The sequence below is a fragment of the Pseudomonas sp. P1.8 genome, assembly GCF_001269805.1.
In the GTDB taxonomy this organism is placed as follows: domain Bacteria; phylum Pseudomonadota; class Gammaproteobacteria; order Pseudomonadales; family Pseudomonadaceae; genus Aquipseudomonas.
Map to the genome: position 1 here is coordinate 175216 of NZ_LHVM01000007.1, position 20771 is coordinate 195986.

The 20771-nt window shown below is 58.4% G+C and carries 17 protein-coding genes; 6 read left to right on the forward strand and 11 right to left on the reverse strand.

The window, feature by feature from the left end:
• Positions 1-20: 20 nt before the first annotated feature.
• Complete coding sequence (gene groL, locus AD668_RS04630; RefSeq protein ID WP_008053540.1) at positions 21-1667, forward strand: chaperonin GroEL; 1647 nt, start codon at positions 21-23, stop codon at positions 1665-1667.
• Positions 1668-1841: 174 nt separating this feature from the next.
• Here groL and AD668_RS04635 read toward each other — a convergent pair whose 3' ends face one another.
• Positions 1842-2585 carry a phosphatase PAP2 family protein gene (locus AD668_RS04635; protein WP_053155175.1) on the reverse strand — a complete coding sequence of 248 codons (744 nt, stop codon included), beginning with the start codon at positions 2583-2585 and terminating at the stop codon, positions 1842-1844.
• A 218-nt stretch (positions 2586-2803) separates the two neighbouring features.
• On the opposite strand from AD668_RS04635, the gene colR reads away from it, so the two are divergent.
• The 5 genes from colR (at position 2804) to AD668_RS04660 (ending at position 6529) form a co-directional block, all read left to right on the forward strand.
• Positions 2804-3487 carry a two-component system response regulator ColR gene (gene colR / locus AD668_RS04640; RefSeq protein WP_053155177.1) on the forward strand — a complete coding sequence of 228 codons (684 nt, stop codon included), beginning with the start codon at positions 2804-2806 and terminating at the stop codon, positions 3485-3487.
• The gene (locus AD668_RS04645) at positions 3477-4757 is read left to right on the forward strand and encodes a HAMP domain-containing sensor histidine kinase (RefSeq protein ID WP_053155179.1); all 1281 of its coding nucleotides are present in this window, start codon (positions 3477-3479) and stop codon (positions 4755-4757) included. Before colR ends, AD668_RS04645 begins: the two co-directional genes overlap by 11 nt.
• A gap of 155 nt (positions 4758-4912) precedes the next feature.
• Positions 4913-5581: a class I SAM-dependent methyltransferase gene (locus AD668_RS04650; protein WP_053155181.1), complete on the forward strand. Its 669-nt coding sequence runs from the start codon at positions 4913-4915 to the stop codon at positions 5579-5581.
• 4 nt (positions 5582-5585) lie between these two features.
• A complete protein-coding gene (locus AD668_RS04655; protein ID WP_053155183.1) occupies positions 5586-6299 on the forward strand; it encodes a lipopolysaccharide kinase InaA family protein in 714 nt (237 codons plus the stop codon).
• A 2-nt stretch (positions 6300-6301) separates the two neighbouring features.
• Positions 6302-6529, forward strand: coding sequence for a hypothetical protein (locus AD668_RS04660; RefSeq protein WP_053155185.1), 228 nt, complete (start codon positions 6302-6304; stop codon positions 6527-6529).
• 147 nt (positions 6530-6676) lie between these two features.
• Here the strand turns inward: AD668_RS04660 and AD668_RS04665 are convergent, their stop codons facing one another.
• From AD668_RS04665 to AD668_RS04710, 10 genes are all read right to left on the reverse strand, one after another.
• On the reverse strand, positions 6677-9715 hold the full coding sequence (locus AD668_RS04665) for a multidrug efflux RND transporter permease subunit (RefSeq protein ID WP_053155187.1): 3039 nt from the start codon (positions 9713-9715) through the stop codon (positions 6677-6679).
• A gap of 13 nt (positions 9716-9728) precedes the next feature.
• The gene (locus AD668_RS04670; protein ID WP_053155190.1) at positions 9729-10877 is read right to left on the reverse strand and encodes an efflux RND transporter periplasmic adaptor subunit; all 1149 of its coding nucleotides are present in this window, start codon (positions 10875-10877) and stop codon (positions 9729-9731) included.
• Between the two features lie 201 nt (positions 10878-11078).
• Positions 11079-12179: a DUF1513 domain-containing protein gene (locus tag AD668_RS04675; protein ID WP_053155192.1), complete on the reverse strand. Its 1101-nt coding sequence runs from the start codon at positions 12177-12179 to the stop codon at positions 11079-11081.
• 14 nt (positions 12180-12193) lie between these two features.
• Positions 12194-13258, reverse strand: coding sequence for an imelysin family protein (locus tag AD668_RS04680; RefSeq protein WP_053155194.1), 1065 nt, complete (start codon positions 13256-13258; stop codon positions 12194-12196).
• A gap of 27 nt (positions 13259-13285) precedes the next feature.
• Positions 13286-14713: a di-heme oxidoredictase family protein gene (locus AD668_RS04685; RefSeq protein ID WP_053155196.1), complete on the reverse strand. Its 1428-nt coding sequence runs from the start codon at positions 14711-14713 to the stop codon at positions 13286-13288.
• 238 nt (positions 14714-14951) lie between these two features.
• Positions 14952-16307 (reverse strand): imelysin family protein, encoded by a 1356-nt coding sequence (locus AD668_RS04690; protein WP_053156044.1) that lies wholly within the window; start codon positions 16305-16307, stop codon positions 14952-14954.
• A gap of 242 nt (positions 16308-16549) precedes the next feature.
• A complete protein-coding gene (locus AD668_RS04695) occupies positions 16550-18601 on the reverse strand; it encodes a bifunctional diguanylate cyclase/phosphodiesterase (protein ID WP_053155199.1) in 2052 nt (683 codons plus the stop codon).
• Between the two features lie 333 nt (positions 18602-18934).
• Positions 18935-19531, reverse strand: coding sequence for a superoxide dismutase (locus AD668_RS04700; RefSeq protein ID WP_027619760.1), 597 nt, complete (start codon positions 19529-19531; stop codon positions 18935-18937).
• Positions 19532-19707: 176 nt separating this feature from the next.
• On the reverse strand, positions 19708-20310 hold the full coding sequence (locus AD668_RS04705; RefSeq protein ID WP_053155202.1) for a LysE/ArgO family amino acid transporter: 603 nt from the start codon (positions 20308-20310) through the stop codon (positions 19708-19710).
• Positions 20311-20316: 6 nt separating this feature from the next.
• Complete coding sequence (locus tag AD668_RS04710; RefSeq protein WP_053155204.1) at positions 20317-20718, reverse strand: ACT domain-containing protein; 402 nt, start codon at positions 20716-20718, stop codon at positions 20317-20319.
• Positions 20719-20771 lie beyond the last annotated feature (53 nt).

A 20771-nucleotide genomic window follows, 5' to 3' on the forward strand; every position in this document is an offset into this window, starting at 1 on the left:
GTATTTAAGGAATATCGATCATGGCTGCTAAAGAAGTTCTGTTTGGCGATTCCGCCCGCAAGAAAATGCTCAAAGGCGTCAACGTCCTGGCTGACGCGGTAAAAGCGACCCTGGGCCCGAAAGGCCGTAACGTGATCATCGAGAAGAGCTTCGGCGCTCCGACCATCACCAAGGACGGCGTTTCCGTCGCCAAAGAAATCGAACTCGAAGACCGTTTCGAAAACATGGGCGCGCAGCTGGTCAAAGACGTTGCCTCCCGTGCCAACGATGACGCTGGTGACGGTACTACCACCGCTACCGTTCTGGCTCAGTCGATCGTCAACGAAGGCCTGAAAGCCGTCGCTGCCGGCATGAATCCGATGGATCTGAAGCGCGGTATCGACAAAGCGACCATCGCTATCGTCAAAGAGCTGAAGAACCTGTCCAAGCCTTGCGCTGACACCAAGGCAATCGCTCAGGTAGGCACCATCTCGGCCAACTCCGACAACTCCATCGGCGACATCATTGCCGAAGCCATGGAAAAAGTCGGTAAAGAAGGCGTGATCACCGTTGAAGAAGGCACTGGCCTGGAAAACGAACTGTCGGTTGTAGAAGGCATGCAGTTCGACCGTGGCTACCTGTCCCCGTACTTCGTCAACAAGCCGGAAACCATGGTTGCCGAGCTGGACAATCCGCTGGTTCTGCTGGTCGACAAAAAGATCTCGAACATCCGCGAAATGCTGCCAGTGCTGGAAGCCGTTGCCAAAGCTGGCCGTCCACTGCTGATCGTTTCCGAAGACGTTGAAGGCGAAGCCCTGGCGACTCTGGTCGTGAACAACATGCGTGGCATCGTTAAAGTCGCAGCCGTCAAGGCTCCAGGCTTCGGCGACCGCCGCAAGGCCATGCTGCAGGACATCGCCGTTCTGACTGGCGGTACCGTTATCTCCGAAGAGATCGGCCTGAGCCTGGAAGCAGCCACCCTGGAAAACCTGGGTAGCGCCAAGCGCGTGACCATCTCCAAGGAAAACACCATCATTGTTGACGGTGCTGGCGTAGCAGGCGACATCGAGTCCCGCATTGCTCAGATCCGTGCTCAGGTTGCCGAAACTTCCTCGGACTACGACCGTGAAAAACTGCAAGAGCGTCTGGCCAAACTGTCCGGCGGTGTTGCAGTGATCAAGGTTGGCGCTGGTTCCGAAGTAGAAATGAAAGAGAAAAAAGCCCGCGTTGAAGACGCCCTGCACGCTACCCGTGCAGCCGTTGAAGAAGGCGTGGTACCTGGCGGTGGCGTTGCGCTGATCCGCGCTCTGCAAACCCTGAACGATCTGAAAGGCGACAACGCTGATCAGGACGTAGGTATTGCTGTTCTGCGCCGTGCCGTTGAAGCACCGCTGCGTCAGATCGCTGCCAACAGCGGTGACGAGCCAAGCGTTGTGGTCAACGAAGTCAAGAACGGCAAAGGTAACTTCGGTTACAACGCTGCGACTGGCGAGTACGGCGACATGATCGAAATGGGCATCCTGGACCCAACCAAGGTAACCCGTTCCGCTCTGCAAGCTGCATCGTCGATCGGCGGTCTGATCCTGACCACCGAAGCCGCTGTTGCTGATGCACCGAAGAAAGACGGCGGTGCTGGCGGCGGTATGCCAGACATGGGCGGTATGGGCGGCATGGGCGGCATGATGTAAGCCAGCCTCACCCCTGTACTAAAAACCCCGCCTGCGAAAGCAGGCGGGGTTTTTTATTGTCTTCGATTTTTTTGGGGGGGCTGGAGATCGCGTCGCCCCCATCGCGGGCAAGCCACGCAACCACAGGAACTACATCGTCCATGTAGAAGCAAGCTTGCTCGCGATGGCGTCAGTTCATACGCTGACCGGATCCGCCTTGGCCACTCGCTCAGCGTTCACCACCGGTCGATAAAGAATGTAGTAGTACGACCCCAGGCAAATCAGCCAGCAGAAAATCGCCGTCCAAACGTTGTGCGAAAAAAAGTGCGCCCCCTGCATCATCCGGCCGATGGAAAACACGCTGCCCAGGGCAAAGGCGAACACAAATGCTGAGCGAGCCAAACGCGGGCGGCGGTCACGCAAGACGAAATACAGGGCAAACAATGTGAACCCGGTCGCCGCATGTCCACCCGGCCAGCAGCGCCCGGGTTTGTCGGTAGCAGGGCGCGGGCTCAGCAATTCGCTGTAGGTCTCGTGACCGCCGAATTGCTCAAGGCTCCATGGACATTGCACCGCCGTCACCGCTTTCATCGGTGTAACAAAAGAGGTCGCCAGTGCCAGAGACAGCACAAGACAACCCAGTTCCCGTTTGAATGGCTTGAGCCTTGCGATGAAAAACGAGCCGATGAAACCGAGGATGGCAAACACCGAGAAGGCGATGACCACTTGTTTAGCGCGGTCGTGCAGGATGTCTTCCAGGAAGTAACTGTGGCGCCCGATGAATTGTCCGGCGACCGGGTCGTAGAACAGCTTGGCCAGGTCCATGTCCAGGTTGGTCAATTCAAGCAATACCAAAATGATCGCCGCAATGACGGGGACCCCAAGGCACACCCAGAAATTGAGCGGGCGAGAGGCGGGGCGTGCAAGGGTCGAAACCATGCGAGTTCCTTGGTCAGTGAAATGTTCTGAAATGCGCAGTCGCGCGGAGTTTGTGCCCGATTCTGTCGCCAGCGTGTGAATCGATAGTGAAAAACTTGTTAAGGCCGTAATCGGTCAGTTTCTATATTTTTGAGCTTCACTCAGTCCTAGCCGTGAGCCGAACTTGGCCTTAAGCTGCGCGGGCCAAGACGGCCGTTACTGTGTACGGAGAGATGCCCATGCGAATTTTATTGGTTGAAGACAATCGCGATATCCTCGCCAACCTGGCCGATTACCTGGGGCTCAAAGGCTATACCGTAGATTGCGCACAGGACGGATTGTCGGGCCTGCATTTGGCGGCCACCGAGCACTACGATTTGATCGTGCTCGATATCATGTTGCCCGGTATCGACGGTTACACCCTGTGCAAACGCCTGCGTGAAGATGCCCGTCGTGACACGCCGGTGATCATGCTGACCGCACGCGATCAACTGGACGACCGTCTGCAAGGATTCAAGTCCGGTGCCGACGATTATCTGATCAAACCGTTCGCCCTGTCAGAGTTGGCGGCCCGGGTCGAAGCGGTCATGCGCCGTACCCAGGGTGGCGGACGTCGCACCTTGCAGGTTGGCGATTTGAGCTACGACCTCGATACGCTTGAGGTGACCCGCGAAGGCCGCCTGCTGAAGCTCAACCCGGTGGGCCTGAAGTTGCTGGCCGTGCTGATGCAGAAAAGCCCCCACGTGTTGCGCCGGGAAATTCTCGAAGAAGCGCTGTGGGGCGACGACTGCCCGGACAGCGACAGCTTGCGCAGCCATGTCCACCAACTGCGCCAGGTGATCGACAAGCCATTCGCCAAGCCGCTGCTGCAAACGGTGCACGGCGTGGGCTACCGCTTGGCCGAGGGGCGTGATGGAGTTTAAACAGAGCCTTTCCCAGCGGATCATCATCGCCTTTGCGCTGATGAGCGCGCTGGTGGCGGGTGCTTTCGCCATGGGCATCATCGCGACGGTGCATCTGGTGGAAGAAAAACTTATCTCGGCCGGTCTGGGAGGCGATTTGCAGCGGTTGCTGCTGATGGACAGTGTCTCGGACTGGAGCCATCGGCCCGAGCCGGATCAGCTGTTCTATTTCAGCGGTGGTCCGGGCGACTTTGAATTGCCCAAGGATTTGCGTCATCTGGATCCGGGTTTTCACGAAGTCTTCCGCGACCAACTGTCGTATCACGCGATGGTCGAAATCGTCGACGGTCGGCACTACGTCCTGTTGCAGGACCAAAGCGACTTTGAAGAGCGTGAACGGGTGTTGTTTGCGGTGGTGCTGGTGGGATTCGTGCTGAGCCTGGCACTGGCCGTGTTTCTTGGCTGGGTCCTGGCACGCAAAGTGATGGCACCGGTAGTACGCCTGGCCCGCCAAGTGCGCCATCGCGATCAGCTGTTAGGTCTGGCACCCCCGCTGGCACCGGATTACGCCGCAGACGAAGTCGGCGAATTGGCCGTGGCATTTGACGCGACTCTTGGGCGTTTGCGCCAGGCGTTGAGCCGCGAGCGCCTTTTCACCAGTGACGTCAGCCATGAACTGCGCACCCCATTGATGGTTCTGGCCAGTTCCTGCGAACTGTTGCTCGAAAATCCCGGTCTTGATCTACGTGGCCGTGCTCAGGTTGAGCGGATCGCCCGGGCTTGCGAAGAAATGCGCGAGCTGGTGCAAACCTTTCTGATGCTGGCGCGTGCGCAACGTGAAGACGTCAATATGTCGCCTCAGCAGACCCTTGGCGCAGTGGCTGATGGTCTGCTCGGTCTTTGGCGCGAGCCGATCGAAGCCAAGGGATTGAAGCTGATTTTCGAGTCCGGGCACCCGCCGATTACTTGTTACAACGCCACGCTGCTGCATGCCGTGATGGGCAACCTGCTGCGTAACGCATTGCATTACACCGAGAGCGGGTTCATCCGCTTGACCCTGACATCCACTGGCTTTCTGGTAGAAGACAGCGGTGTTGGCATTCCTGAGGAAAAACGCGAAGCAATGTTCGAGCCTTTTGTGCGCGGAAACGAGAAACGCGGGGAAGGATTGGGGCTTGGTCTGTCGCTGGTGCAGCGGATCTGTGAAAACCAGGGCTGGAATGTCAGCCTGACAACCATGGAACCTCATGGCTGTCGTTTTCAAGTGGAACTGATTCAACTTGAGGCCTAATCTCAATAAGTGAAGGTCATATCGATTGGAACTATTTCTGAAAAACCTTGTAATAATTTGAGGTTTTTTTAACGAAATTTTCACAATTGCATGACCTGATGCTGACACGGCGCTACCTAATGTGGCTGTCATCAGAAGTTCAGGAGACTGTGATAATGGATGGCCCGATCAAACTAGATTTTTCCGAAAAGTATGACGATCAGCACGCGCAACGCTATTTGCGCAAGCATCAGGATGGTCTCGGTCGTCGCTTGTCTCACTGGCGTGACGTGCAAATGGCACGCAAGGCGCTGGCCCTGGTGGGAGAACCGGGCCTGGTTCTCGATTTGCCCTGCGGAGCAGGGCGTTTCTGGCCAATGCTGGCCGAAAAGCCAAACCGTGTGATCATCGGCGCCGACAACTCGGAGTCCATGCTGAAGATCGCCACGCAGTCGCAACCTGCCGATGTGGTGAAACGGGTACAACCCTTGCACACCTCTGCATTCGACATCGCCTTGCCTGATAACGCAGTCGACAGCATTTTCTGTATGCGATTGCTCCACCACATAGGTGAAGCCGAGCATCGACTGGCGATTTTGCGGGAATTCGAGCGTGTATCCCGCGATAGCGTGATCCTTTCGTTGTGGGTTGATGGCAATTTCAAAGCCTGGAAACGCAAGCGCGCAGAGAAGTCCCGTGAGCAGGAAGGTTACCAAAACCGATTTGTGTTACCGGCCGCTACTGTAGAAAAGGAATTTGAGCAGGCGGGTTTCCGCATCCAGGAACAACTGGACTTTATTCCGCTCTATGCCATGTGGCGGGTTTACGTATTACGCAAGAGGTAACAGGATGGCAGTGCAGTGTGCAGCAGAAACGGAAGTCCCTTCTCAGGACCGCTTTGATTACTTCTGGAATCAACGCGGTGAGTGGGTGGAGGAACCCAACGTCCGTCGCGGTGGGGAGAGTGGCGTTCAGCGAGTAACCGGCAGTGATGGTCAGTTGCTCTATATCAAGCGCCAGACCGGACACATCCATCGTAGTTGGCTGCATCCGTTTGGTCGTCCTACGGTGTTGCGTGAGCGTGATGCGCTCACCGGGGTGACCGCGCTTGGAGTTCGCGTTCCACACATGGTTTTCTGCGGTGCACAGCGCGATCCCGTTCATAAATGGAGGGCGCTGCTGGTAACCAAGTCCCTGGACGGCTTCGAGGAAATCGAACACTGGTACGCCGGCGGTGGTCGCGAGCGTCACGGTGAAGCAGTCCATGACCGAGTGCTGAAGGATCTGGCCGAAAACCTGGCCCGCATGCACAAGGGGCGTTGGCAACACAGCTGTATCTACATCAAGCACGTTTTTGTTCGTGTGACGGGTGAGGGCGATTCGGCGAATGTCGAGATCGCACTTATCGACCTGGAGAAGTGTCGACAGCGCTTGACCGCCTATCGCGCCGCTGCTCACGACATGAAGCAGCTGCGTCGCCACTCGTCGTTCGATCCGGCGGACTGGAAGAAACTCGTCTACTTTTATGAGACGGCGTTTGGCAGCGCTATCAAAGGTTTGTAGCAATGAAACTCGAAATTGCACGAGGTTTGTTTCTAGTAGGAGCCTTGGCAGTTGCGTCGATCGCGGTGGCAGCGTGGGAGCAGCCTCGCACCCAGGTTCTCAGCTCGATCAACGCAGAAGAGCATTGTCCGTTGCCACGGGTAGCCAAGGCATCCGTGGCCACTCAGCCCGACCATGATTTGTTGCTGTTCATGTTCGGACTTTCTCAAGGAATGAGGCCGCAAAGTTGACTCGATCGAAGCAAGAATAAAAAGGCCTCGCTAATGCGAGGCCTTTTTTTGTCACTGATTGCCCTCCTGCAACTTCCCTCTATAGAAGTTGGCTCGGATGGTGTACCAGCCCCATTGCTGTCACTGACACGCCAACGCGAGCAAGTTTTAAGGCTGGACCACAGCCTTGTCGGGTTTTGCCAACAACGTGTACACGCACGGCAACACAAACAGGGTGAACAACGTGCCGATCGACATGCCCGTGGCGATCACTGTGCCAATGTCGAAACGACTGACCGCACCCGCACCCGTGGCGATGATCAACGGCACCATGCCGAACACCATCGCCGCGGTGGTCATCAATACCGGACGCAGACGAATGGCGGCGGCTTCCTCCACCGCTTCCCGTGCAGTCAACCCCTTGTCCTTGCGCAGTTGGTTTGCAAACTCGACGATCAGGATCCCGTGCTTGCTGATCAGGCCTATCAACGTCACCAGTCCGACCTGGGTATAGATGTTCATGCTCGACCAGCCCAGGAAAAGCGGAATCAACGCGCCGCAAATTGACAGAGGTACGGTGACCAGGATGACCAATGGGTCGCGGAAGCTTTCGAACTGCGCGGCCAGCACCAGGAAGATGATCGCCAGTGCCAGGCCAAACGTGACCCACAAGGCGCTACCTTCCTGAACGTATTGCCTCGATGCGCCGGCATAATCGAAGGCAAAGCCTGCGGGTGCTTCTTCGCTGGCGATCTGGTGCACGGTGTCAATGGCTTCCCCCATGCTCACCAGTGGCACGCCAGACAGGATGGCAGAGTTGAGTTGCTGAAACTGATTCAACTGCCTTGGACGTGCGCGGTCGGTCACGGTAATCAGGGTAGACAAGGACAGTAGCTCGCCAGTGGTGTTTTTGACGTAGTAGTTGTTCAACCATTGCGGGTTATCGCGGAAAGGGCGTTCGACCTGGGCGATGACTTTGTAGCTGCGACCTTCAATGGTGAAACGGTTGATTTCGGCTTCACCGAGTAACGTCGCGAGCGTCCCTCCCAGGTCCTGCATCGATACCCCCATTTGCGCAGCCTTGGCGCGGTCTATGTCTACCACTACTTCAGGCTTGTCGAACGCCAGGTCGACGTCGACGAACGCAAACTTGCCGGATTCCATCGCGCGTTTCTTCACCCGGTCGACCACCTGTAGCAGCAATTCGTAATCGTTGGCGGAGTTGATGACGAACTGGAAGGGCAACCCTTCGCCGGTGCCCGGCAGGGAGGGCAGGTTGAACCCGAAAATCTGCAGGCCCGGAATGCTCTCGAGTTTGGCCTGGACCTCCGGAAGGATCGCCATTTGCGTGCGACTGCGATCATTCCACGGCTTGAGCAGGAAGCCGCCAATCCCGGACTGCACACCGTTGAAGCCATTGATCTGGAACGACGAGTAATACTCGGGAAACGATTTGAAGATGTTGATGAATTCGTCGGTGTAAGTGTTCAGGTAGTCGAGGTTGGTCGGTTGGGGGGCATTGGCCAGCATGAAAATGATGCCCTGATCCTCATCCGGCGCGAGTTCCGACTTGGTGAACTTGAGCAATACCGGAATCAGGCACAGCACGATGACGGCAAACACCAGCACCACCGGCCGAGTGTTGAGGGTGCCGTGCAACATGCTCTGATAGCGGCGCTTGAGACCTTCAAAAATCCGGTCCAGGCGATGGGCCAGCCCGCTGGGGTTTTCATCGTGGCGCAGCAGCAGGGCGCACATCATCGGCGACAGGGTCAGCGCGACAATGCCGGAGATCACCACCGCTCCCGCCAGGGTCAGGGCGAACTCCTTGAACAGTGCCCCGGTGAGACCGGTCAGAAAGCCAATGGGCGCATATACCGCCGCCAGGGTGATTGTCATCGAGACCACCGGCATGGCGATTTCCCGGGCACCCTCGATGGCTGCATCCAGCGGTGTCTTGCCTTCCTCAATATGACGGTGGATGTTTTCCACCACCACGATGGCGTCGTCCACCACCAGACCAATGGCCAACACCATTGCCAGCAGGGTCAGCAGGTTGATCGAGTAGCCCATCATCTGCATGAAGAACATCACACCGATCATCGACAGCGGGATGGTCACGACCGGGATCACCACCGAGCGCAGAGCTCCGAGGAACAGGAACACCACCACGATCACAATCAGTACCGCTTCAAACAGGGTTTTCACCACTTCGTCGATCGAAGCCTGAATGAACAGGGTGGCGTCGTAGGCGATTTCTCCCTTGAGGTTGGGCGGTAATTGCGCCTCAAGGTCCGGCATGATCTTGCGCACTTCCTTGATCACTTCCAGCGGGTTGGCGCCGGGCGTGGCCTTGATCCCGATGTACACCGAGGGGGTGCCACCAAAGGAGCTGATGGTGTCGTAGTTTTCTGCACCCATTTCCACCCGTGCCACATCGCGCAGCAGTACACGACTGTCGCCATCGACCTTGAGCGCAATCGCGCCGAAGGCTTCAGCGGACTTGAGCTCGGTATTGGCGTTGATGCTGGTGACCACATACTGGCCTTTCACTTCGCCGGCGGCGGAAAGGAAGTTGTATTGGCGCACGGCGTTGGTCACGTCGCTGGCACTCAGGCCGAATCCCGCCAGTTTCACCGGGTCCAGCCACAATCGCATGGCAAACACCTGATTGCCGAGAATCTCGGCTTCGGCCATGCCGGGCAGGGTCGCCAGTTTCGGTTGGATGACCCGCGACAGGTAGTCGGTAATCTGCGGGTTGCTCAGTTCCTTGCTGAAGAAGCTGATGTACATCAGCGCCGAGGCATCAGCCGCTTCTTTGCTCAGAACCGGGTCTTCGGCGTCCTGGGGCAGCTGGTTTTTGACCTCGTTGGCCTTGGCCAGCAGTTCAGTGAACAGGCGGTCGCTGTTGGCGCCAATGCGCGCATAGATCGAGATCACCGAGAAGTTTTGCCGACTGACCGAGGTCATGTAGTCGATGCCTTCGGCGCTTGCCAGGCTCTGTTGCATCGGTTGAGTGATGTAGCCCTGGATGGTTTCGGCGTTCGCCCCGGGGTAGGCAGTGGTCACCGTGATCAGGGCGTTTTCCATCTGTGGGTACTGTCGCAACGGCAGCTTGCTCCAGGCTTGAAAGCCCAGCAGCACAATCAGCAGGCTGACCACGGTTGCGAGAACCGGACGGCGGATGAACGGGTCGGTAAAAGCCATGGGGATTCCTTGATCAGTCCGCGCGGGGCGGGCTGTTCTTCTCGCCTAGAGTCTTGTCGTCGCTGATGGCAATGTGCGCGCCGTTGTCCAGTTTGATCTGGCCGGCCGTGACCACTTTTTCGCCGTTCTGCACGCCTTTGGTGATCATCACCTGGCCGTCACGGCGTTCGCCGGTTTCGACAAATCGCCGTTCGGCGATCAGCACGGGCTGGCCCTTGTCGTCTTTTTCCAGACTGCCGTCTTCGGCCTTTTTCTGAGCGGCGACATACACCGAGTTGCCATAAAGCGTATAGGCGATGGCGCTTTCCGGGACGACGATGCGGGGCTGCGGGTCGGGCAGCAGCACCTGCAAGCTGGCAAACATTCCCGGCAATAATTTGCCATCCGGGTTGGCCAGGGTCGCACGGACTTGCACGTTGCGGGTGCTGTTCTCGACTTTCGGGTTGATCGCGCTGATGGTGCCGGGGAACACCTGCGTCGGATAGGACGCGACGATGATCTGCACCGCTTGCCCCACGGCAATCTTTGGTACTGACTGTTCAGGTACGAAAAAGTCGACGTACAGGCTGCTGAGGTCTTGCAGCGTGGCAATCATGGTGCCGCTGGCCACGTAGTCGCCGACGTCCACCTGGCGAATGCCGATCGTGCCGCTGAAAGGCGCGAGAATGCTTTTTTTGCCGAGAGCGGCCCTGAGTTGATTGACCGTGGCCTTGCTCTTTTTGTAGACCGCCGAGAGTCGGTCGAACTCACCTTTGGAAATGGCCTGACTACCCACCAGCTGACTGCCGCGGTTGTAGTCAACCTGGGCCAGTCCAAGGTCGGCCAGGGCGGTTTCAAGCAAGGCGCTTTCCACTTTGCTGTCGAGCTGGACGATGGGTTGGCCGGACTTGACCTTTTGCCCTGACTCGAATTGCACATCAATCACGGTGCCGTCGGTTTCCAGGCTCAGGTCGACACCTTGCAGCGCCTTCAGGGTTCCAACCGTGGGCAGCCGGGCTTGCCACGGTCGTTCGGTAGCCGTGGCGACGGCGACACTGATTGGTGGTTTCGGCGCGGAGAAGCCTTGGATCATCGTGTAAATGGAGAAGGCTTTATAGGCGGCCAGGACCAGCACGATCAGCAGAACAACACCCAACATGATCAGCATGCGGCGACGCAGCATATTTCCAGTTCCTTGGAGAAAATCAGGTGAGACAGTGGGGCACATTACCGCGACTGGGAGGGGGAAACCAACTGCCAGTTTTTACAGGGTATGAGATTTTAGAGAGATACAATTGCGAAAAGATCGCAGCCTTCGCCAGCTCCTACAAAATGCACATCATTCCAATGTAGGAGCTGCCGAAGGCTGCGATCTTTTGGCGTTTCATGCCATCAGGTGAAGATGGTTGTCCCAGAGCCCTGCCGGCAGTTCCAGCGGTTTCGCAACGAGGTTTTCCTGACGACAATCGTAGTAGCGGCAACGCCCTTGGCCCGAGGAAACGACAAAGCCGTCGGCCACCGCGCCAACCCCGGCGCAATCGGGAAGCGGCGCATCCAGGCGCACTTCTGCGCTGTCCAGATCCCAGATGAAAAAGCGGTTGCTCCGTGGTGCGGTCAATGCCACCAGGCGCAAGTCACTGTGCACAGCGACGCTGGCGGTGTAGTGCCCCATGGCCTGCAACTGGTGTTCGGGCACCGGGAACGCCACGAACGGTTGACCGGGACGCTTGATCGCCAACAATTCCGACGATTCGTGCGCCGCGCCCATGAATTGTTGTCCGGCGACGATGGTGCCGTCGCTGGCAATACCCAGGTGGCGCACGCTGTTCATCTGCTGGGCGAGGGTTTCCTTGCTCAGCAGAGTGCCGTCCCGTTGCATCAGGACCAGGCTGGGCTCCATGGCGTTGAGGTTCATCTCGACCCGGCTTTCGGCCTCGGTGCGAATCCCGCCGTTGGCCACGACCAGGGTTTCGCCGTCGGGCATCCACGACACCTGATGCGGGCCGATGCCATGGGTGGAAATCTCGCCGCTGTGCACCAACCGTTCGCCTTCGAATTTGTACACACCGAGCAGGCCGCGACCCGGATCGGAGGTGTCGTTTTCGGTGGCATAGAGCCAGTCGCCGCTTTGGTGAATCACCGCATGACCGTAGAAGTGCCGGTTCGGTTGCGAGGTCACGGTTTGCAGCAGCGTGCCATCGCGCAGGTCGACCAGGTAACTCTCGGTGCCCGGGCGACGGGCGACAAAGAGCGCGATCGGCAGCGCCGGGTGGTTAATGATGTCGTGGCAACGCTGGCCGACCTGGGTGGCAAACACCTGAGTGCCATCCAGCCGATAACCCACGGCGTAATGCTTGCCGTCGGTATCGTCCCGCGCTGAAAGCAGCAGCGGGCTTTGGTCCTTTTGCCTGAACAGCTTCCAGCCGCCCAGCGTCACTGCGCCCAGCAGCAAACTACCTAATGTCAGAGCCTGGCGTCGCAGCATGGAAGTCGCCCTCATCAGTCACCGTCGTTGGCGTTGAAGCCCAGTTGGATGCCCAGCGCCTTGGCCAGTTCGCCCTCGTGCAGGCGGTGGACGACGTTGAGGCTGTCGTAGAGTTCATTGAGCTGTTGGCGACCGGCCTCGTCATTGAGCATGTCGGTCAGCGAGCGCTTGTTGCCGGCGAACTGTTTCAGCGCGGCGTCGTAGGCGGCGTCGATCTTGTCGGCCAACGGCTTCTGCTCGCTCGGCAGCAAGTTGCGCAGACCCTTGTTGTCCACACCTTCCCAGACTGTTTTGGCCGCCGCAAGGCTGGCTTCGAGACCTGCCAGGGACGATTGGCTGCGCCAGGCATCAGCCTGGAACGGCTGTGGAACGCCTTTGGTCTGGCGACCCATCGGGGTGCCCAGTTTTTTCTTCAGGGTGTCGAGTGCGGTGACTTGCACGCGCAGCAGATCGGCGATGGCTTCGTGAGAATCGGCGTAGCGCTGGTTCGGAAATTTGCTCATTTGCGCGAGCATGCCGTCGGTGTTGTTCCAGCTTTTCAGAATCTCTTCGGCCAATTGCTTCTGACGCTCGCCAATGGCGATCAACAGTGGGCAGTACCTGGCTTTCTGTTCGGCGTTGGCCACATCAGGCTTGCTGTCGAACAGGATGTATTCATAGGCCGAGAGGCCCTGTACCACGACGCTGGATTTTGCCAGCGTCGCCGCATCGATCTGCGGTTGCGCGGTGACCAGTTGTTCGACCTGACGGCCGACGAGGTTTTTCTTGTCTGGCCAGAACTGCACTTGCCATGCGCGGTTGCCTTCGGCCAGCGGCCCGATCAGCAGCGGTTGCAGCTCGGCCCAGGCTTTTTGCGCGTGCAGGAAATCGGCGCGGGCAGTGTCCAGGGTTTCCTTGCCTTCACAATAGGCGAGGGCGCTGACGGCCAGTTGGCGGTCAGCCTCGACCCAGCGGGTGTAGGTCGGCAGGATCACCGATTTGGCGATGGCTGCCGAAGTGACCGCTTGCGGGTCCTGGGGCGAGCAGGCACCCAGAGCGAGTGCGGCAAGACTGGTGAAAAGCAGTTTGGGACGGAACATGTCGGGCTCCCGCTGAATAAGTGCGTGTTAAAGGGAATTCAAAAACGCCAGCAACGCCGCGCGTTGCCCGGCATCGAAAGACAAAACCTGTTGCTGCGCCGCTGCCGCTTCACCGCCATGCCAGAGCACGGCTTCGAGCAGGTTACGGGCGCGGCCGTCGTGCAGGAACTGAGTGTGGCCGCTAACCGCCTGCGTCAGGCCGATGCCCCACAACGGCGGCGTGCGCCAGTCGCGGCCGCTGGCCTGGAATTCGGTTCGGTTGTCGGCCAGGCCGTCGCCCATGTCGTGCAGCAGCAGATCGCTGTAGGGGCGAATCACTTGATTGGCCAGTTCAGGTTCGGCGGCGTTGGCGGCGGTGGTGTATTTCGGTGTATGACAGGTCTGGCAACCGGCCTGATAAAACAGGGTCTTGCCGGCCAGGACTTCGGGTGCATTGACGTCGCGACGGGCCGGTACGGCGAGATTACGACTGTAGAACAGCACCAGGCGCAGGATGTTGTCACTGACTTCCGGCTCGCCATCGGGACCGTTGCCATTGGGTGCCTGCGTGCAGGCGATTTGCGCGTCGGTGCAGTCATCAAAGGGTCTCAGGCTGGTCGTGAGGCCCATATCACCAGAAAACGCGTGAACATTTTGTTGATTGAGATTGGGTTGCCCGGCTTTCCAGCCGAATCGTCCGAGAACGGTTTTCTTCTGTTCGTCGTCCCAGACCCGGTTCGGACGTCCGGCGATGCCGTTTTTGGCCTTTGCCTGAGCTTCGGCGTTGGCCAGGATCGCTTCTTCGGGGATCGCTTCGAGCAGGCCCAGGCCGATCATCGGGGGGGCGACCCGCGCCGAGAAGCGGGTGTCGGGGTGCATCGGTCCATAATTCAACCGGGTGATGTTCAAGTTCGGCTTGCGCAATTCGATCTCGGTGCCGTCCTTGAAGCGAATTGGCACGGGGGTGTAGTCAACCCGCACTTTGCCTTCCGGGGCCACCCCAGGTACGGCCATGTCCTGAAACTGGCCGCCGTAAACGGGTTCGGGGACGACCCCAAGTTGTTCGATGACATTGGCGTAGGCTGGCGCATCGGGGATCGACAGGCGCACCAGCATCGACACAGCGTTCTGTGCGCCGGCCTCGGGTGGATGACCGCGGCCATCCTTGATGTGGCAACCCTGGCAGGCGTTGGTGTTGAACAGCGGGCCGAGGCCATCGCGAGCAGTGGTGGTCGAGGGGGCGATCACCCAGGGGTTGCGGAAGAAACTGTTGCCGACGCTGAAATCCACACGCCGTGACGGCGGCAGATTGGCAGAAGGCAGGGAAAATGAGTTCTGGTCGGTCTTGCGCACGGTCGCACTGCCCCCGGAGCGGGCTTCACCGGGTTCGGCCTGGGTGAATTTCGGGGCGTCATCGCAGGCACTCAGGCCCAGGGCCAGAAACAGTGCGGACAAGCGAAGAAGCAGCGAGGGCATCAGACATCCTGCAAGACGAGCAAAACAAGGGCGCAAAGTCTAACAGGGCAGGGGAATTTGAATAAGAGGAATTATCGTTTGCTTGGATTAGTAGGCGGTGGCGCAGGTTGCGATCTGTTGATCTTGCCTTTGAAAAGATCGCAGCCTCGTTTCTCTCGGCAGCTCCTACAGGATTAGCGGTGTTCCGGACAATAAAAAGGCGACCCGAAGGTCGCCTTTTTTATCCAGCCAGCGTTGATCAGAATTCGTGATCAGCGTTGTCCGGGTTCAGGTCGCTGATGCCCAGCTTGCCCGCAGCGGCTTCGATCGAACCGGTCTGCTTGACCAGGGAAGCGATAGCGTCGCGAACGATCTGGTTGCCAGCGGTGTTGCCGGCGGCGATCAGTTGGTCGTAGTGCTCACCCTTGTTGGCATGGTCGACGATCACTTGCATCTTCGCTTCGGTCGCCGCGAGGTCCGCTTTGAGCGCGGTGTCGGCAGCCGGATCGGCCTTGGCCACCAGGGAGGAAAGGCTGGCGCCGGTCATTTTGGTACCGTCGACGCGGGTGTATTCACCCAAGTACACGTTACGAATGCCTTTGGCATCGTAGAACTGCGAGTTGTGGGTGTTATCGCTGAAGCAGTCGTGTTCGTCTTCAGGGGAGTTGGCCTCCAGGGAAACCTTCATGCGCTCGCCCGCCAGTTCGCCCAGGGACAGGCTGCCCATGCCGAACAGCATCTTGCGCAGGCCGGTTTCAACAGGTTCGGCTTCCAGGGTGGCGCGGTAGTTGTCAGCCACGTTCGGCTTCCAGTTGCCGACCATTTCTTCCAGATCGCTGACCAGCAACTGAGTAACCGACTTCAGGTAAGCGCGACGACGATCGTTATGACCGCCGGTGGCGCCTTTGCCTTCAAGGTAGTCGGAAGCCGGACGGTTGCCAGCGCCTGGGCCGGTGCCGTTCAGGTCCTGGCCCCAAAGCAGGAATTCGATGGCGTGGTAGCCAGTGGCAACGTTGGCCTCGGAACCGCCCAGCTCGTTCAGGCTGGCGAGTTTTTCCGGGGTGATGTCCTTCACGTCAACCTTGTCTTCGCCGACCTGGATTTGCGTGTTGGCGATGATATTGGCGGTAGCGCCAGGGTTACCCAAGGCATGTTCATAGGACTTGTCGACATAGTCGATCAGGCCTTCGTCCAGCGGCCAGGCGTTCAGCTGACCTTCCCAGTCGTCGATGATGGTGTTGCCGAAGCGGAACACTTCACTTTGCAGGTAAGGAACGCGCGCCGCGATCCAGGCAGCCTTGGCGGCTTTCAGGGTGTCGGCGTTCGGCTTGGCGAGGAAGGCGTCGATGGCGGTTTGCAGGGTCTTCGCAGTGGATTCGGCATCGCTGTAGACGGCGAAGACGATGTCGGCGTAATGCGCGACAACGGCCTTGCCGGCGGCTTCGTCGACTTTACCGGCCGCGGCAGGTGCAGCGGCTGGAGCAGCCGGGGCAGCAGCAGTGCTGGCAGCCGGCGCAGGAGTGGCGGCTTTTTCTTTGTCTTTGCCTTCACCGCAACCGGCGAGGGAAATAGCGATGGCCAACAGACTGGCGGTAGCCAGAGGCATACGAATCATGGCGAACATCCTGCTTCGATAAGGGGTGGTAGGGCGCTGACAGCGCGCAAAACTGCGACATAATGCAAATCTTTCGCATTATGTGTAAAGGGTTGTAGGTGGAAATATTTCTTATTCATGGGGGTGCACGCTCACTCTGTAGGAGCAAGCTTGCTCGCGATGAACGTGGGGACAGCGCGTTTTTTCAGGCCAAACGCGTCATCATTCACGACCATCGCGAGCAAGCTCGCTCCTACAGGGGGTCACAAGATAGCGGCGTTGGTGCGCTGGGCCTGCTTCAAGTAAGCGCTCAATTCCCGAGACTGCAGGGGTTTACTGTAAAAGTAGCCCTGACCTTCGTGACAGCCCTCAGAGATGATGTAGGCCTCTTGCTCGGCGGTTTCCACGCCTTCTGCAATTACCTGCATGCCCAGGCTCTTGCCCAACTGGATGATGGCGCGAACGATGGTCGCATCGTCGTCGTCATCGAGCAGGTCCTGCACGAAGCTCTTGTCGATCTTGATCTTGTCCAGCGGCAGGCTTTTCAGATAGCTCAATGACGAATAGCCGGTGCCGAAGTCGTCGATGGCAATCAGTGCGCCGGAGCGGCGCAGGCTGAGCAAATGCTGGGCCGCGGTGCTGATGTCTTCCATCAGGCCGGTTTCGGTGACTTCGAGTTCGAGGCTGCGCGGTGGCAGGCGGTACATCTGCATCAGGTTGTTGACCACCCGTGGCAATTCGGCGTGATGCAACTGCACGGTAGACAGATTCACGGCCATGCGCAGGTCGCTGAAGCCCTGGTCATGCCATTCGCGCAATTGCCTGCACGCCTGATCCAGCACCCATTCGCCGATGGCAATGATGGTGCCGTTCTGCTCCGCCAGCGGGATGAACTGGTCCGGCGGGACCAGCCCGTGGTCGGGATGCTGCCAGCGAATCAATGCCTCGACACCGACCACGCGGTGATCGCGATAACTGATCTGCGGTTGGTAGACGAGATAAAACTGGTTGCGGGTCAGTGCATCACGCAGGTCTTTTTCCAGCTCGCGCCGGCGACGCATCTCAGTGTCGACACTGGCGATATAGAACTGATAACGGTTGCGCGAGCGAGTCTTGGCCAGGGTCATGGTCTGCTCGGCTTTTTGCAACAGCTTCTCGGTGCTGTCGCCGTCCTCCGGGAACAGTGTGATGCCGATGGTGGCGCGCAGGCGGATCTCCTGGTGATCGAGGGCGAACGCCGCTTCGAGGTCATCAAGGATGCTTTGCGCCAGTTCGGCGGCTTCATAAGGCTGTTCGATATCGGCCTGCACCAGCGCGAACTGATCACCCCCGAGACGAGCGAGGGCGCCGAGACGCCCGCTGTGGCCTCGCAGCCGATCGGCGAGGGCCAGCAACAACTGGTCACCGGTCTGGTAGCTGAATTGCTCGTTGATGCCCTTGAAGTCATCGAGCCCGACACACAGCACTGCGACCCGTCGCTGCAGCTTGCCGGCGTCGATGAGGATCTTGTCCAGTTGCGTTTGCAATTGCTGGCGGTTGGGCAGGCCGGTGAGGAAGTCGTACTGGGCCATGCGCAGGAGGCTGTTTTCCGCTTCGTGGCGCAGATGGGTGTTGCGTTCGATGGATTCGAGCAATTGGTTGGCGGTGTTGATCCAGATGCCCAGTTCGTTTTTCTCGTGTCCCTTGAGCAGAGGAATCTTGTGTTCGCTGGGGCGGTCCGGGTTGATTTCCGTCAGGTGCTCGATGATTCGCGACAGCGGTTTGGTCAACAGCCAGTGGTAGACCAGATACAGTACCAGTCCCATTGCCAGGGCTCGCAACACACCGGAGATAAAGATGATCACTGAACTGACAATGAACCCTTGGCCATAGGTGGCGGTATCGAGGGTGATGCTCAGGTCGCCGTAATATTCGCTGTAGGGGCCGCGTCCCACCAATTGGGTGGTGAACGTGCGTTCCTTGCCGAGGATCAGGTCGGTCAGCCAGCGACTGTTGGATTGCTGCAACTCGCGAGACTTCTGCGCAAGCATGGCTTCGTTGGGATGGCCGATGGAGGCCTGGCGCACTGCATCGTCCTGAAACAAACCTTCGATCACCTGCATGCCCATTTCCCGATCCAGGCTGTAGACAGCCTGGGTCGAGGGATCGCGAAACATGTCGAGGATGCGCCCGGCATCGTCGGCGACGGCCTGACGGGTTTTATAGGCGTCGAAAACAATCTGCGCGCAGCTCAAGACCACACCGACGATCAATGCCGACAGGAGCACGACCCGGAGCAACTTCACCGACAAGCTGTTCTTGAGTTCCAGCTTCAAAGGGTTATTCCTTGTTCCGTGCAGATAGCATCAAGTTGCCATGAGTATTGGCAATCCCGTGATGCCAGTCAAAGGGACAATCATCCTTGGGAGATTTTGCCTGCAGCTTGGCCGATTTGCAGTTATTTGAAATATCTGGCGAATTAGCACTGTGTCGGTTGTCGAGTCCTTCAACTTGAGGGGCGGGTATAGATATTTTCCATGCGTTTGATGTTAGACGTCTGTGGCGCAGGGGCAAGGGCGATGGCGCCTGTTTCATTGTCGGAAAAATTACCTTGTATATGGCGAAAAAAAACCCGGCATGAAAGCCGGGTTTTTTGACTGGCATCGAGCTTAAGCGGTGAAGGTTTTGCCTTCGAACTGCTCAGCCACGAACTTCCAGTTGACCAGGTTCCAGAACGCTTCGACATACTTTGGACGAACGTTGCGGTAGTCGATGTAGTAAGCGTGTTCCCAGACGTCGCAGGTCAGCAGCGGAGTGTCGCCGTTGGTCAGCGGGTTGCCGGCGCCGATGGTGCTGGCCAGGGCCAGGGAACCGTCCGCCTTTTTCACCAGCCAGCCCCAGCCGGAACCGAAGGTGCCGATGGACGTCTTGCTGAATTCTTCCTTGAACTTGTCGAACGAACCGAAAGCCGCGTTAATGGCTTCAGCCAGTGCGCCGGTTGGTTGACCGCCGGCGTTTGGCGCCAGGCAGTTCCAGTAGAAAGTGTGGTTCCAGACCTGAGCGGCGTTGTTGAAGATACCGCCCGAGGAAGTCTTGACGATTTCTTCCAGGGTCTTGCCTTCGAACTCGGTGCCAGGCACCAGGTTGTTCAGGTTCACGACGTAGGTGTTGTGGTGCTTGTCGTGGTGAAATTCCAGAGTTTCTTTGGAAATGTGCGGCTGCAGGGCATCGTGTGCGTAAGGCAGTGGCGGCAATTCGAAAGCCATGGTGAATCTCCTAATCAGGTCAGGTGCGGTGAGCGCAAGGCCGATCACGGGCGGCCAGACAAGCGCCGGGGAGTTTGTACTCTTTGCGGCGCAGGTGTCGGATCATAGCACCGGGGGGGCGGCATAACCACGCAACAACTGTGTGGAATAGAGGTTCCAGAGCAGTTTGGAATAACTCACCCGGCACTGATCAGCTGCAATGCTACTGCGAACATCATCACCGCGACCAATAGGTCAAGAATTCGCCAGGTACTCGGACGGGCGAGCCAGGGAGCCAGCCAGGCTGCACCGAGCGCCAGGGTGAAAAACCACAGCAAAGACGCACTGGCCGCGCCCATTACGTAGGCACCAGGCTCGGTTTGTTGCGCTCCCAGGGAGCCGATCAGCAGTACGGTGTCCAGATAGACATGCGGGTTAAGCAATGTCACCGCCAAGGCACTCAACATGACCGCTCGCAATGAACGCACGGTTTGATTTTCGCCCTGTTGCAGGCTTTGTTTCGAGAAGGCCCGACGCAGGGCCTGGCTGCCGTACCAGATCAGAAAGGCTGCGCCACCCCAGCGGGCAATCGCCAGCAACGTCGGGTTCTGCGCCAGCACCGTCGCCAGACCGAACACGCCGGCAGCCACGAGCAGGGCATCGCAGGCCACGCAAAGCGCTGCGACCGGCAGGTGATGTTCACGCCTGAGGCTTTGCGCCAGCACAAATGCATTCTGCGTACCGATCGCCATGATCAGGCCAAAGGCCACCAACAGGCCGTTTACATAACTTTGCCACATAGCGTTTTACTCCCCGTTGGACGCCAGATCCCGCAGTACCTGCACGGCGCGCTCGGCATCGGCCTGGCCGACGAACAAATGATCGTGGTAGTAGCCGGCGATTACGTTGCAGCTGATGTTGGCCTTGCCCAGTGCAGTGGCGAACGCCGCCGTAAGACCGACGGCTTCGAGGGCCGAGTGCACATTTAGGGTGATCCAGGCAGCGATGTAGTCGAAGCTGAATCCGGCCTGTTCGGCGTGGGAGCGTTCCAGAATAACGGTCAGACCTTCCGTTTCGCGAAAGCTGCCGATGATTTCCAGACCGGTAGGCAATTTCCCGTCACGCAGGGTACAGAACACGTATTCGCCGGCATTGAGTTGCGGGCTCATGCTGCGCAGCAGCGTTGCCAATGAAGTTTCGCCAGCCATGGGATGATCCTTGTTAAAGAGTTCTTGTCGGGCATTCTCCCCGTGAACGCTGT